11 protein-coding genes are annotated in these 14610 nt (G+C 39.7%); 2 read left to right on the top strand and 9 right to left on the bottom strand.

What is annotated here, in order from left to right:
* The 9 genes from QVD32_RS11290 to QVD32_RS11250 form a co-directional block, all read right to left on the bottom strand.
* On the bottom strand, nt 1-227 hold a 227-nt coding region (locus QVD32_RS11290; protein WP_287710218.1), incomplete at its 3' end, for a hypothetical protein.
* 24 nt (nt 228-251) lie between these two features.
* Nucleotides 252-764, bottom strand: coding sequence for a hypothetical protein (locus QVD32_RS11285; RefSeq protein WP_118687286.1), 513 nt, complete (start codon nt 762-764; stop codon nt 252-254).
* A gap of 8 nt (nt 765-772) precedes the next feature.
* Nucleotides 773-2200 carry a RagB/SusD family nutrient uptake outer membrane protein gene (locus tag QVD32_RS11280; protein ID WP_046414621.1) on the bottom strand — a complete coding sequence of 476 codons (1428 nt, stop codon included), beginning with the start codon at nt 2198-2200 and terminating at the stop codon, nt 773-775.
* A 10-nt stretch (nt 2201-2210) separates the two neighbouring features.
* On the bottom strand, nt 2211-5531 hold the full coding sequence (locus QVD32_RS11275; protein WP_046414623.1) for a TonB-dependent receptor: 3321 nt from the start codon (nt 5529-5531) through the stop codon (nt 2211-2213).
* 571 nt (nt 5532-6102) lie between these two features.
* Nucleotides 6103-7971 (bottom strand): beta-N-acetylhexosaminidase, encoded by a 1869-nt coding sequence (locus QVD32_RS11270; protein WP_118687287.1) that lies wholly within the window; start codon nt 7969-7971, stop codon nt 6103-6105.
* 9 nt (nt 7972-7980) lie between these two features.
* Entirely contained in the window at nt 7981-9858 is a 1878-nt protein-coding gene (locus QVD32_RS11265; protein ID WP_118687288.1) for a DUF4838 domain-containing protein, read from the bottom strand.
* A 217-nt stretch (nt 9859-10075) separates the two neighbouring features.
* Nucleotides 10076-11047 (bottom strand): FecR family protein, encoded by a 972-nt coding sequence (locus QVD32_RS11260; RefSeq protein ID WP_118687289.1) that lies wholly within the window; start codon nt 11045-11047, stop codon nt 10076-10078.
* A 74-nt stretch (nt 11048-11121) separates the two neighbouring features.
* On the bottom strand, nt 11122-11700 hold the full coding sequence (locus QVD32_RS11255; protein WP_046414631.1) for an RNA polymerase sigma-70 factor: 579 nt from the start codon (nt 11698-11700) through the stop codon (nt 11122-11124).
* A gap of 128 nt (nt 11701-11828) precedes the next feature.
* Nucleotides 11829-12713 (bottom strand): AraC family transcriptional regulator, encoded by an 885-nt coding sequence (locus QVD32_RS11250; RefSeq protein ID WP_046413075.1) that lies wholly within the window; start codon nt 12711-12713, stop codon nt 11829-11831.
* 318 nt (nt 12714-13031) lie between these two features.
* On the opposite strand from QVD32_RS11250, the gene QVD32_RS11245 reads away from it, so the two are divergent.
* Both QVD32_RS11245 and QVD32_RS11240 read left to right on the top strand, forming a co-directional pair.
* Nucleotides 13032-13400, top strand: a complete 369-nt coding sequence (locus QVD32_RS11245; RefSeq protein WP_046413080.1) for an arsenate reductase family protein — start codon at nt 13032-13034, stop codon at nt 13398-13400.
* A gap of 103 nt (nt 13401-13503) precedes the next feature.
* Nucleotides 13504-14058 (top strand): 30S ribosomal protein S16, encoded by a 555-nt coding sequence (locus QVD32_RS11240; protein WP_046413082.1) that lies wholly within the window; start codon nt 13504-13506, stop codon nt 14056-14058.
* The last annotated feature ends 552 nt before the right edge of the window (nt 14059-14610 follow it).

Here is a 14610-nt window from a genome sequence, read left to right as displayed (position 1 = left end):
TCTTTCTTAAAGATGATAAAACGGTCGGGCAAATCATTCAATGTCACATTTACCCACATCTCGATCGTATATTGAGATGTATTATTCAATTCACTCACATCACCGCAATCGAGATAAGCATCTCCATTGTTCACATTCAGTTGAAAAGCCTTGTTTCCTTCTGTCTGTGCAAACAGACAAAAGCAAGAAACAAAAGACAAAAAACTTACAATTAATTTTTTATTCATAATGGTATTATTTAAATAAGGTTATTATTCCTCTTCTTCAGGAGCGTTTGGATCATATATCGTAAACACCCCCGACTCTATCGTAGGACTGTCGACAATCATATCGTCCTTACCCAATGCCTTCACGACCAAACGATATCCTTCACCCGGTATAAAAGGATCTCCATCATAGTCCGTTGTTATCGTTTCTGGGAAACGGAACGAACATTGATTTTTATACTCTTTTTGATCCGGATCGTTCTGAATTTCGGTCAATTGGAAAGCCCTATCCTGATGTTGCATAGCCTCTTCGGCATACAAAGTACTATTCTCCTTTATAACCCAAAAATTTATCTGTTTTACCCGAGCCGTATCACCCTTAAAAAAGTAAGTGACTTTTATATCGGACAATTTACTTTCCGTATCCACTTCCCATGTACGCACATTCCATACATACAAATAACTGTCTTTGGGAGAAAAATCCTCGTCGTCTTTCTCACAGGCGACAAAAGCAATTACAGATAAAAAAATTAAAATTATTTTAATTATAGATTTCATGGCTCAACTTATTTATTAGCGGTTTCATATCCGGGATTTTGTTCTAAATTTCCGTTTTTAATAATTTCGGTCTCGGGAATAGGACAAAGATTATGCCGTTCATCGACATATTCGTCACCTCTGGAATTTATCTCTTTACTAATTTTCTTAACCGTTTCTACAAGGATGCCCCACCGTACCAAGTCGAATCGGCGATGCCCTTCATAACACAATTCCCGGGCTCTCTCGTCTTGAATGAACAATTTAAATTTTTGGTAATCATAGTTCTCTATCTCATCTACTCCTGCCCGACGACGGATTTCATTCACAGCCTCATAAGCCTCGGTTGTAGGACCTTTTTTCCACTCATTCAATGCCTCCGCATACATCAGTAATACATCGGCATATCGGTATACAGGGAAGTTTAGACCATCATGATCCAACATTTGCGATCCGGTACGATCCCAATATTTGAGAATAGCGATTCGGCTATCCTTAAACGGCTGATTACGCCATGTCTTTGCTAAGTTCTGCTCTAACCGATAATCCCATTCGTCATATTTTTCATAAAACGACTCTGGAGCCGAACTACCACCAAGACCATTGAATTTATCCCACTCGTCTTTACTTGGACCTAAATACCATAACATATGAGCAGAAAATTCGGTATAACCGGGATCAAATTGAACAGAGAAAATATGCTCTTTCTGATTTTCATATTGCTCGGAAAAAACCTCGCTATAATTATCAAACAAATCATATTTTTTCAAATTCTTAATTTCCTCACAAGTTTTTACTGCATTTTCCCATTCTTCTTGCCACATTTGTACCTTCGCTTTCAACATCAATGCAGCCCCTTTACTTGCCCGGGTAGCGACAGCAGGATCTTTATCAAGAATCTTAGCGGCATCACCGGCCTCTTCGATAATGAAATCGGCCAATTCTTTACGAGAACTTCTTTTTACATATTTAACTTCATCGAGCGACGATATCTCATCTTTCAACAGAGGGACTCCCCCCCAATAAGTAAGAGCATGATAATAATAAAACGCCCTTAAAAAACGAGCCTCGGCCAACAATTTTTCTTTTACGTCGCTATCGATAGCCGACATTCCAAGTCTGGTAATTGTCACATTGCAAGCACAAATCGCCTGATAGGTCGTGAGCCACCAATCGCTCCAACGGTTTTCACCGGCAGTCCATTGATAATTGGCCGAACCACCACCGTTCCCTGATATATCGGTTCCTTCAAACGCAAACACCCACCGCTCTTGCCAATAATAGCCCGGTTTATACAGGAAACTGTAACAACCCACGACTGCCGCATCTGCGCCTTCCTCCGTATTAAAAAGGTTATTTACACTGAGCTGGGAAATAGGCTCTTTATCCAACAGATCGGTACATGAACCCATACAAACCGCCAATATTCCCAATATGATCATTCTTAATTTTCTCATGGTTTCTTTTTTATAACGTCAATTTTACACCAAAAGTAAATGTTCTCGCCGGTGGATAGGCCGTAAAGTCCATACCTCTAAGCACATTGGCAGAATACACATTATATCCACCCTCTGCGCCAGTATTTACCTCCGGATCATATCCTTTATAAGATGTAAACGTAAAAAGGTTGGTTCCCGTCACATAACATTGCAACTCCGAAATCACTTTGTTCCGTCTCCATTTTTTCACCGGGAAATTGTAATATAGACTTACACTCTTTATTTTCAAGTGAGATCCGTCATGAACCATATAAGTCGACGGTTGATACTCATCATTGGAGTAGAGCTTAGGGAATTTCGCGCCTGGATTATCCAACGACCAGAAGTCTTTCACTCGTTTATATTGGTTCACGAAACGGGGATCGACCGTGGCATACAGGAAATCGCCACCCGACAAAATATCATTCCCGAACGTACCTTGAAGGAATATATTCAAGGTAAAGTTTTTATACCTAAATGTATTACTCAATCCACCAAAAAAATCGGGGTTCGGATCACCTATCGTCGTTTGATCCTCTATGGTAATAACACCATCATGATTAATATCCCGATAGATTTTTTGTCCGAGAGAAGCATTAGGTTCGCAACCTGCCTCTATTTCCTCTCTCGTTCTGTAAATACCATCCATGATATACCCATAAAACGCACCCACAGGCTCACCCACTTTCAACCAAGTATAAGGATGATTTCCCAAACCCGGACGGAACGTATATTCAAAGTCTTTATCCGGCCCCAACGCCACTACTTCATTCCTATTATGGGAAATATTGAATTCAGTCGACCATGTAAAATCGTTCGTTGAGATATTCGTACTACGAATCATCAACTCGACTCCCCGGTTAGAGATCTTGCCGACATTCATAAATCCATTCTTAAACCCCGATGTATAAGGAAACTCCACATCTAATAAAAGGTCCTTTGTATTTTTGATATAAGCATCGAATTCTATATTTAACCTCGACTTAAAGAAAGAGGCTTCTACCCCGAAGTCGAATTGAGAAGTTGTCTCCCATTTAAGCTCATCATTTCCCATTCGATCGGGAATATATCCTATTTGTGGGGTACCAGTCAATATCACATTTTGTTGTTTCATCAAAGGCCAAGTTTGATAAAGAGCAATATCTTGATTTCCCGAAAGGCCATAACTAGCTCTAATCTTCAAATTATCCAAATTGGAGAACTGTTTCATAAACGGTTCCTCTGACAGCCTCCATGCCACGGCCACAGACGGGAAAAAAGCGAAACGGTTGTCCCGGCCCAACCGAGATGAGCCATCGTACCGGCCTGTAACGGTAAGCAAATAACGATCAAGCGCCGAATAATTGATTCTACCCAAATAAGATATAATCGCCCACTCCGAAGCCGAACTACCAACTAACCGAGTCGAAGTTTCCGAATCAGCCAAATTGTTCCAAGTCAATAAATCGTTGGTAAAATTCTTGCCATACAAGCTGAGCCCTTCGCTTCTGGAAGTCTGCAAGGTATAACCTAACAATGCAGTTATATGATGCCCTTTCGCAACCTCTTTCATATAATTCACCGTATTTTCCCAAAGAATAGAATAGCTCTCCCCTTGGTTTATCCAAGCTTCGCCTTTGATTTTATTTTGCCTCATGGTCGGCAACATACTAGACTTATATTCACTCGTCTTATTAGTACCTGCATTTAATCCGAGGAATGTCTTAAATTTCAAATCTTTGATAGCCTCCCACTCGGCAAATATTCCGGCATATATACTGGCTGCCTTTTCCTGTTTTTTACGTTCGTTCAATTGAGCTACAACATTATCGATATCATTACTTACGACTCTCGATGGGCTATCGGAAGCATAGGAACCATCTTCATTATAAATATTCATAGTCGGAGGTGTTGCTAATGCTGAACTTTGATAATCAAATCCGCCTAAACTTACCAAGTTGGGCTCTCTCTGAGTATAGGAGAACTGGAAATTCGCACCGATATTTATGTTATGCCTCATCTTTCTATCCAAATTGAGACGAGTTTGATAGCGTCTGATTCCCGAATTCTTGATTACACCGTCCTGATCGAACATACTTAGAGATAAATAATATCGCCCATCTTTATTTCCACCGGAGGCGGCAACCTGATAATTCTGCATAAAAGCCAGTCGCAATATTTCATCTTGCCAATCGGTCCCTTTGCCATACACGCTTGGATTTTCAATAGAAGGTTCTTGATTCGACAATACATCTTGTTGGTTCAACATTACAGCATATTCACGGGCATTCAGCATCTCCAACCGCTTAGCGATTTGCTGCACACCTACGTAGGCATTAACTGTAACATCATTCCGCCCCTCCGAACCACGTTTCGTAGTCACGATAATAACTCCATTCGCTCCACGAGAACCATATATAGAAGTGGCTGCTGCATCTTTCAATATCTCTATAGATTCTATATCGTTCGGGTCAATCAAGTTCAAATCCCCCGCACCAATAAATCCATCAATGACATAAAGAGGCTCATTGCTAGCCGATATGGAATTACCGCCACGAATAAGAATATTAGTGGCCGCACCCGGCTCTCCCGTAGTATTGGTAATATGTACACCCGACACTTTACCTGTTAAAGCCTGATCCAATCGTACTGTCGGCGTATTGGCGATTTTATCGTTGCCCACTCTGGTAACCGACCCCGTTAGGTCACTTTTTCTCATTACACCATAGCCCACCGCTACCACTTCATTCAGCATATGGCTGTCTTCCTCCATGGTCACAGCAATAAAATCTCTATTTTTCACAGGAACCGTCTCCGGTTTATATCCCACATAAGTGAATTGCAATGAAGTTTTTCCGCTACCTACTCGAATCGAAAAATTTCCATCGATATCGGTAGCAACACCTCTTTTATTATCTTTCGAATATACTGTCACACCGATAAGAGGCTCGCCAGAACTATTTACTACCCGACCCTTCACCGTACTTTGTTGGGCAGCCAAAGTCTGCCGTGTAACCACAATCGATTTCGCCTGAATAGAAAAGCTCAGGCCTTTCGGCTTCAATACCGACGTAAGAATTTCGGATAGGCTTTTATTCTTTGCAGAAACCACCACATCTCTGTCATTATCCAATACACCTTCCCTGTAAGAGAATGTATAATCGGTTTTACGCTGTATTTCATCAAAAAATTGTTTTATCGTAACTTTATTTAAGTCGATCGATAAATGAGGATCTTGCGCGTTCGTGCTCAATATAACTCCACTCAATAAAAATAAAATCAAGATTGAGCGCAGCCATACTGGCCTACGGCCTAATACAATGTGTTTCATGAGTACAATTTCATAAAATTTTACTTCTTTACTTAACTAAATTTAAAATCTCTCTGTTTTTTATTTTTGCCGTTCAATAATAATACACAAAAAATCTCATTTCGTAACACCTGCTTTTATATGTTATACAACATATTGTTGCATTTTTATAAAAACCGTGGAAAACAGGAGTAGACAAATAAAAATGTGCAATTTATCCAGATCAACTCTAATGATTATTTATTAGCTCTTTCGCCTAATAATAACTTTATAAAACACTTCGTAGCAGGAAGCCAAGCCATAAATTATGTAAAAACTAATATTATATAAGCAACGACTATGGACAATAACTATTGAATCCTTCAATAGAGAGCTGAGAGAGTTGATACATAAATCCGTATTATAATATATAAACATGATATGTAATTTTCTTCCATTCATCTAAGAATAAAGATCTATTCTGTAAATATGCTTGGCATATCATTCCATCGGAGATTTCCTGAATATTGAAAAAAGGACCTCGTCGTTGTTATCTATCAGACGGGGTCCTTTCATTCCATGCGGTTTCATCGACCAACCAATGAAAACGCACTTATTCCTTTTTCTTAGCTCTTTCCTTCAATTCTTCTATTGTAAGATTTATCTGCTTTCCTATTGGGCATTTTCCCCTGTAAGTAACTACTTTTAACATAGTAGCATTCTTAGGGACAGTGAGAGCCGTAGTATACAAGTTGGAATAACAGTCCGGATTTGTGTTATCAAATGTATAAAATATATCCAACCCACTAATTTCAGTCGTCAACTCTATCTTCAACTCTCCATCGTTTATGGAAGGCGATATAATAGGATCATAAATACTTCGGGCATAATTGACATTCAACCGGTCGAGATATCTAAATTGGCTCTCCACCCGTTGGATAAAAAAGTCCCAATTACGAGAGTCCGTCTCATTCCAAAGCGTCTCCGAAATAGCCATAGCGCGAGGCCAAGTCATATATTCCACCTGACGATAATGAGGAATCGATTCGGCCCATAAATTACCTTGTCCTCCCAAAACAAAAGAGGCATCGATACTATCGGGTACAATCGAGAACTTATAGCAGTCTCGTAATCTCAACATCGAATATGTATTAGGCTCTACGGCAGGGTCTCCCTGGTACAGATCGAGGTAACAATGCTCAAATGGCGTCATGATCACACGATGGCCCTGCCGGGCAGCCTCCACGCCACCTTTCATGCCTCTCCACGACATAACAATGGCATCCTTGGCCAATCCTCCTTCAAGAATCTCATCCCAACCGATGACGTGTTTTCCTTTACTCTGCATATGAGAGGCAACTCTTTTTACGAAATAGCTTTGTAGTTCCTCGACATTCTGTAACTGCTTCGACGACATACGAGCTCTGCAATCGGGACATTTCGCCCAAAAGCCCTTGTAACACTCATCGCCACCTATATGGATATACGAAGAAGGGAACAAATCCACTAACTCATCGAATATCATATCGAGTATGGCAAACGTTTTTTCCTTCCCGACACAAAGAGAATTCTCTTCTTTGGTATAGAACGTGTTCCCTACATTCACATGAAACGGGCCACCTGTACACGAGATTTCAGGATATGCAGTAAGAAGTGCCATACTATGTCCCGGCACATCTATCTCGGGAACAACCGTGATAAAACGCTCACGGGCATACTCCACCACTTCCCGAATATCGTCTTGCGTATAAAATCCTCCGTAAGTCAGAGAATCTGTAACCGATTGAGGCTCTCGCTCCCACCAGTTTCCCACACGAGGAGCACGCCATGCACCTACATCAGTCAATCGAGGTAACGATTTTATTTCTACCCGCCACCCTTGATCGTCCGACAGATGCCAATGGAACACATTATATTTATACTCAGCCATTAAGTCGATAAACCTCTTCACCTCCTGCTTAGTAAAAAAATGACGGCTAACATCAAGCATCAATCCCCGCCATGCGAACCTGGGCTTATCGCTAATATCTATACAGTTTATTTTAGCTATATCCCCGGTAGAGTCCAATGGAAGCAATTGAAGAAAAGACTGTATCCCATTAAAAATACCGTGATATGTATTCGCATATATTTGTGTACCATCGGGGGTAACCGACATACGGTAACCTTCCTCTCCCAAATCGTTCTCTTCGACAAGCGTAAAGACAATTCCCTCGGAGGCACTCTTGATAGAGAGGCCAAAACCCGTTGTCCGCATGAATTTTTCATTCAAATAATTTGCCAAGGAAACCATATTCGTATCGGAAAGATCGACACCTATCACCGTATTTTTATCCATCTCAAACACACCGGGCTGAGACTGATAGTAATTCGGGAAAGGGATAATACGGATCTGTTCGTCCCCCACTTTATCTTTCGAAGAGCAACTACCGAAGAGCGCTCCTGAAAAAATCAGGAGCGATAAAAACTTCAATATCTTCATAGTTAATTATTATTTTTCAAGTTTCGAGAAGTATTTTGCCCTCCCAGCTTTCATATATTCCCACACACCTGTGCGCCAAGACTCGACTCTTGCTTTTTCAATCGGAGTAGAAGCCAACTGCACAGCCTTGTCCATATATCCGGCAAGTTCTTCCATAACCGGTTCTGTTCCCAAATATTTCCATGCGATCTCTTCGGTTTGGTGGAATTGTGCCTCACGAGTTTGAATATCCATAGGATAATTAACAGAGTTGGCGTAAACCGATTCTATCTTATCATAAAAGTCATGCATGGCCGGTGCAGCGTTACCGAAATACAAGGCAAAGAATTCATCGACCATTTCGTCTGTATTCGTCTGAGCATCATCATACAATTTCATCGTCGCATAGAAATCGAGCTGCTCCCCGATTCCACACAGGAAAATACCTCTCACACCATCTTGGGCATACATCTTTATCTGATCGGATACGGCATGCACGTTGAATCCGGGAAATACGTTGAAATCTTGAATCAAACCTCTTTCGGTAGGGAAACAAAGGTAATTCCATAAATATATGGGACGTCCGCTTTCTTTGCTCTCCGCAATCCAGTCTTTATAGAAAGCCAACTCATTTTCTTTCATTTTGGGAGCCCAATAGTTACGGGGATGCAGACAAGGAGCTACCGATATGTTATCTTCAAGTTGTATATCTTTGGGAAGATAAGCATAGACATGATATGACAAAGCAGCAATTTTCTTATCGGGGTGAGTTTTCTTCACCTCTTTGGCTACATTATTAACGAAAGTCCAAAGATAATGAGTCGCTGTTCCGCAATTGAAATGCTCTCCACGAATATTCCCCTCATCGATGGCAAGTTGTTTTTGGCACTCGTCGCACTGACACCAATAGGCATTATCGAGAGGTACAACTGCAAAATAGTCTCCCAACGCGATTTGAGATCCTTTCAACGGTTTTCCATCGAAATAGTCTCGGGCATCCTGAGCCACTTGTCGAATGAAAGCCTCGTTAGTGTAACAAAACTGGCGTTCATGAGGGCCTCCGGTACGTCCCTGCGCAAAATATTCGGGGTGATACGATTCGAACAATTCGGGATGCTCGGGATTTTTTTTCAAAAACCGGTCTTGATAAGAAGTAAATGCATGATTGGCGGCCCACTTTTCACCACCGAACTTGATTCTTCTCAAAAAAAGTTGCCACATCTCACCCGAAGGCTTGAAATACTGGTCTTTCATCATGGGCCATTCAAAAGAATAAGTACCGACTCTATACTTCAAATCAGGAGTTCTTCTTATCTCAGAAACAGGGAGTTGAAGTTTCGTTTGCTGCGGAACAACTACATTCATCGGATGCGGCCCATAAAATCTGACACCAACAAATTTTTCAAGAAAGTCATATACCGCATAACAAGTGCCCTGTGCATCATAAACCGAAGGAAGTACAAGTTCTATTTGACTGGCTGTATCGTTTACCAGCTGAGAGTAGTTTACTTTCAAACGATCTTTCGACGGGGTGATACCATTATTATCCCGGCCGTCATCTCTATCGGTATTTTCATCTTGCCCCATAAGAACGACCTTATCGGAAGATACTTTAATAAAATATTCCTGCTCGCCCAACTTCATGGTATCGAACTCCGCAGTATACGGGCTTTTACCTACGCAAATAAGTTTGGACCCGTTAGAAGGTGCATTGTTAACAATCGGCAATTCTATGCCCGATGATTGTTGCACAAAATGTTGAAGCTCGTGAGCCGCCAAAACAGCTGGAACAGAAGCCTTCTCGTCAATAACGATAAACGTATTTCCGTCTTCAACAGAAAAATTTTTAGGCGATGAACACGCCGTGGCAAGTAAGAGAATACCACCGTACAATAATTGATTTCTCATAATTTTTTCTTTTTTTACACTAAAAACACAAAACAATACCTTGATAAAATTTCACGAAAGGGTATATGACTCTCTAAAAAAGTATTCTTTAATACCCTTTCAAAACTTCATCTAAGTCAAAATGTAAATACGGATATACGAACGGCAAATATAATATCACACTCAAATCGTGGCACTTACCACAACTGAATCTGTATTTTTCATGAATATCTTGTTTCTAAATTATATATATGTCATTATTTTCGATTTTATATTTAAAATTATAGTGCATGCGTAAAATGTTCATCATTTCCTGTATAGTCAAAGCTTCAAATTCACCTGTAAAGCGATCGTGAATGATATTGTCACTTTCATAATGGATAGAAACTCCATACCAACGTTCTATTTTTTGGAATACATTTTCAATCAACTCTGCGTTGAACATTAACACACCTTTTTTCCAAGCCAATTCATACTCCTCGTCTGTAAACGAGATATGTCCCTCCTTACCATTCTTAGAATACACGAACTTTTGCGAAGGTGTCAAATAAACAGGCGAATCATCACTATTATTCAAGGAAAGTTTCACTTTTCCTTCCACCAACGTGATTTCAGACATATCTTCATCGTCATAGGCCGAAACATTAAACGAAGTGCCCAATACTTCCACATCGAAAACCGAGGTTTTCACGATGAATGGTTTTTCTTTGTCTTGTTTTACATCGAAAAAAGCCTCTCCTTCGAGAGAGACTTCCCGCAGACGTCCATTATATGCTGCATTATACGATAGCTTTGAACCGCCATTCAAATGCACCTTGCTACCATCGGGCAATGTGAATTCGGCTTTTTGGCCATTCTCGGCAACAATAACATTAGGCCTATGTTTATACTCATCGACCTGAAAATAGAAATATACTGTCGAAAAAATAAATAAGGGCAGCAATATAGAAGCTGCAAGAGATGATATCTTCCGCAGCCGCACACGGATATTTTCTTTTCGGATCTGTTCCCAAATCCGGTCGTACAAGTTTAATTTCACATCAGACGGCATAACATAGGCATTCGTATTCTTGCAAATACACTCGTCCATCAGGTCAAAAATCTTTTCATCATTTTCGTCCAGAACCATTTGCGAGAACTCATTATATTCTTCTTCGTTAATCAAGCCCTGCATATACCTTTCGAGTATGTTCTTTTTCTGCTCTTTCATACTAAATGACTATTCATAAGTAATACCCCAAACGCCGCACTATATAACATACAAACGTCTCTTTTTATTTTCTTTTAACATTCCAATAACCAAAATACCCATGAGACCACGTAAAGCCCTTTCTTTATCAACTCTTCTCTCATGACTTTAAGAGCACAACTCAACTGATTTCTCACAGATTGCTCTGAAATATGTAGGCGCAAAGCAATCTCCCTATTCGAAAGATTCTCCTCCTTACTCAATTCAAATATCTCCTTTTGACGAGAGGTCAACTTAGACTTTGCCCCTATTATATTTTCGTTCAACTCTTTGAAAGACAAATCATTTTCTGTTGTATTCTCTAAATACGAAGCATTATCAAATTGAGTAATATACTCATCGTATGAATACAATTCTACTTGTTTTCTAAGACTATTTAGAAATTTATTCTTTGCAATTGTAAAAAGAAGAGACTGAAATGAATAATCTGGTGATATATGCTCTCTAATTTGCCAAACTTTCAAAAAAACTTCTTGGACTATTTCTTCTGTCATATCAGAAGAACGTGTAAGATTATAAACGAATCCATATAATCGGTCCACATAAAGATTATACAAATTATTAAAATCAGAATAAGAACCTCTTTGTAATTCTTTTATATAATTCTCATGCATATATCAAACTTTGAAGTCGAACAAATATACGAACTATCAATAAAATTTAGAACAAATATCATTTTTTTTATAAATATTCTCTCCAAAAAGCAGATATAGGCTTAAAAAAAATGGAATCGCACTAATTATCAGATAATCTTTTTCTTTTTCACCCCATATTTTTCTTGGTATTCAGAAGGAAGCATGTTGGTTGACTTCTTAAACTGCTCTATAAAATTCGACAAATTATTAAATCCGACCTCCATACTCAAAGTCGAAATTTTCATTTTGCCTTCTATCAAAAATTTCTTGGCATGCCCTATACGCATATCATTCAAATACTGTACAAAAGTCTTTTTCGTACGTTCCTTAAAATACCGACAAAAAGCAGTAGGAGTCAGTCCGGCAACAGCAGCCACCTCTTCAAGTTTAATCGGCTTATTAAAATTTTTCACCAAAAAACGATAAACTTTATTGAATCGCTCAAAATCCGAAGAATTGACCGACTGGGTAAAACCTACGCTCGCTAAAATTTCATATTCGTCGGCTTCTGCCATCATTTCCAAAAGTGTGAGTAAATTAGTTACCCGCTCGATTCCATTTTGATTAAACGTGCGTCGAATATATCGCGCGATCCGTTCACGCGATTCACCGGTAAATTTTATTCCCCGTCTCGAACGTTCTATTAACTCACGAATATTCGCCATCTCAGGCAATCGTATCAATATACCCTCGAACAACTCTTTACGAAAATAAACACAATGACAAGTCGCCCTTAAACCAGAATCCGAGTCGAAAAATTCTTTATCGTTTCTCCACTCATGCGGCAACTGAGGACCCATCATACAAACATCGCCCTCTTCATATCCTCCGATATGATCACCTACAAAACGAGTGCCCCACCCTTTTTCAATACACATGATTTCTATTTCGGGGTGATAATGCCACGGCACGATAAAATGGGGCAAATCTTCCCGATAGAAATTGATATAATTATCGACGGCAAAAGGAAGTTCTTGATACAAAGGTTTCATAATATAGCACAGTTATTAAAAGCAGTTCATCTAAAATCACACATCGAGAGCCAAAACAATATCCCAACCAACTTTGTCGGGGTATAAGCCATTTTTTATTTTTAACTTATAAAAAGTGATAGTATGGCAAAGATAAACTATAATATTATTATAGCGAAAATAAAAAAGAAGCATTAACAATGCCTTTTTGTACATTTGTAAATACGAAGATGAGATGCGGTTCGGCATAGTCCATTCGGAAATAAAATTTCCGTTTGCCTCTGCACTCACCTTTCGCTATCTTTGTCATTCAAAAATTATTTCTAAAAACAAATACCTATGAAAATTTTATTTTTTCAATACCCCTCGTGCAGCACTTGTAAAAAAGCGGCAAAATGGCTAAAAGATCACGACATTGATATAGAATCGAAGCACATCGTCGAAACACCGCCCACTGTCGGGGAACTAACCGAATGGATAACCCGCAGCAATTTACCCTTACAAAAATTCTTCAATACGAGCGGACAAAAATATAGAGAACTAAATTTGAAAAACCGTATTAGTACAATTCCCGAAAAAGAACTGATAGAACTATTGGCTTCCGATGGAAAACTAATCAAACGTCCCCTTCTCGTAACAGACTCACAGGTCTTGGTCGGATTCAATGCCGAGTTATGGCAAGACGTTTTGCTATCCGAGACGAAATAATCTCATACTCAAAAAAATTAGGCGCATGCCTATTTGCACGGTTCAAAAAGAAATACTATCTTTGCGCCGCTAATGCAAATAATAACCAATTAAAAAATTTCAAATGGCAACAAAAATCAGATTACAACGCTTTGGTCACAAAGACTACGCATTTTACCAAATTGTAATCGCCGATAGCAGGGCACCACGTGATGGTAAGTTTATTGAAAGGATAGGTTCTTATAATCCGAACACTAATCCTGCTACAATAAATTTGAATTTCGAAAGAGCTTTGTATTGGCTGACAACCGGTGCTCAACCCACCGACACTGTACGTAATATCCTTTCCAAAGAAGGTGTATTGATGAAAAAACATTTATTGGGCGGTGTAAAAAAAGGTGCTTTTACCGAAGAGGTTGCAGAACAACGCTTCGAAGCATGGTTGAAGAACAAAAAATCGGCTATTGACGCTGAGAAAGCCAAAGTTTCTGCCGCAAAAGACGCTGCTGCTAAAAAACGTCTAGAAGAAGAAACCGAAAAGAACAAAGCAAAAGCCGAAGTTGTCGCTGCTAAAAAAGCAGCCGAGGCTGCCGCTAAGGCAGAAGCCGAAGCCGCTGCAAAAGCCGAAGAAGAAGCTAATGCCGTTGCAGAAGCTCCTGCATCCGAAAGTGCTGAATAAATATTTTAGACAGCATATTGAAACGGAGTATCCCTCACTGGATACTCCGTTTTTATTTTTCTTCTTCCCAAAAGTATTTTAACGGCTCAGTCGTTAATTAACGGGGATCGTTCATGTATATTCTCTCCCCTATTGCGAACACTGTTCTCCGTAATACTACGGGATATTTCAGTTTTCATTATCGGAGATATTTTAGAACTCCTCCCTTGTCGTGCCCCATAACACTATCGGGCACTCTCCCTATCTCATCTGCGATGAGCACAGGGAGAGATGACCAAGCTCTTATCACCTCCCCCTGTATTTTCTACCCCTCCGTCCAGAGGAAACCGCCCCTATATTTTGCGCAGCAAAACACAGGGGGGAGAGGGGGAGTAACATGGCCAAACAATCGCCAATCGGTCTATAATAGTTCTCTTAACACGATAAAAAAGCTCCTAAGAACATCTCACCTGCACGATTCTTATCGTATTCATTTTCTACTTTCTCAAAAAAAATAAAAAAATTCACTTTTTCACTAGGGATAACCCTCGATTTAAGGTTAATATTATATAG

The sequence above is a fragment of the Barnesiella sp. genome (assembly GCF_022723415.1).
Taxonomy (GTDB): Bacteria; Bacteroidota; Bacteroidia; order Bacteroidales; family Barnesiellaceae; genus Barnesiella; species Barnesiella intestinihominis.
Note: the sequence above shows the minus strand (reverse complement) of the source record. Positions and strands in the feature narration are given on the sequence as shown.

Bases quoted from the DNA above. Each gene is read 5' to 3' on its own strand.
- QVD32_RS11285 (WP_118687286.1), bottom strand. From the start codon at position 764: ATGAAATCTATAATTAAAATAATTTTAATTTTTTTATCTGTAATTGCT.
- QVD32_RS11280 (WP_046414621.1), bottom strand. From the start codon at position 2,200: ATGAGAAAATTAAGAATGATCATATTGGGAATATTGGCGGTTTGTATG.
- QVD32_RS11275 (WP_046414623.1), bottom strand. From the start codon at position 5,531: ATGAAACACATTGTATTAGGCCGTAGGCCAGTATGGCTGCGCTCAATC.
- QVD32_RS11270 (WP_118687287.1), bottom strand. From the start codon at position 7,971: ATGAAGATATTGAAGTTTTTATCGCTCCTGATTTTTTCAGGAGCGCTC.
- QVD32_RS11265 (WP_118687288.1), bottom strand. From the start codon at position 9,858: ATGAGAAATCAATTATTGTACGGTGGTATTCTCTTACTTGCCACGGCG.
- QVD32_RS11260 (WP_118687289.1), bottom strand. From the start codon at position 11,047: ATGAAAGAGCAGAAAAAGAACATACTCGAAAGGTATATGCAGGGCTTG.
- QVD32_RS11255 (WP_046414631.1), bottom strand. From the start codon at position 11,700: ATGCATGAGAATTATATAAAAGAATTACAAAGAGGTTCTTATTCTGAT.
- QVD32_RS11250 (WP_046413075.1), bottom strand. From the start codon at position 12,713: ATGAAACCTTTGTATCAAGAACTTCCTTTTGCCGTCGATAATTATATC.
- QVD32_RS11245 (WP_046413080.1), top strand. From the start codon at position 13,032: ATGAAAATTTTATTTTTTCAATACCCCTCGTGCAGCACTTGTAAAAAA.
- QVD32_RS11240 (WP_046413082.1), top strand. From the start codon at position 13,504: ATGGCAACAAAAATCAGATTACAACGCTTTGGTCACAAAGACTACGCA.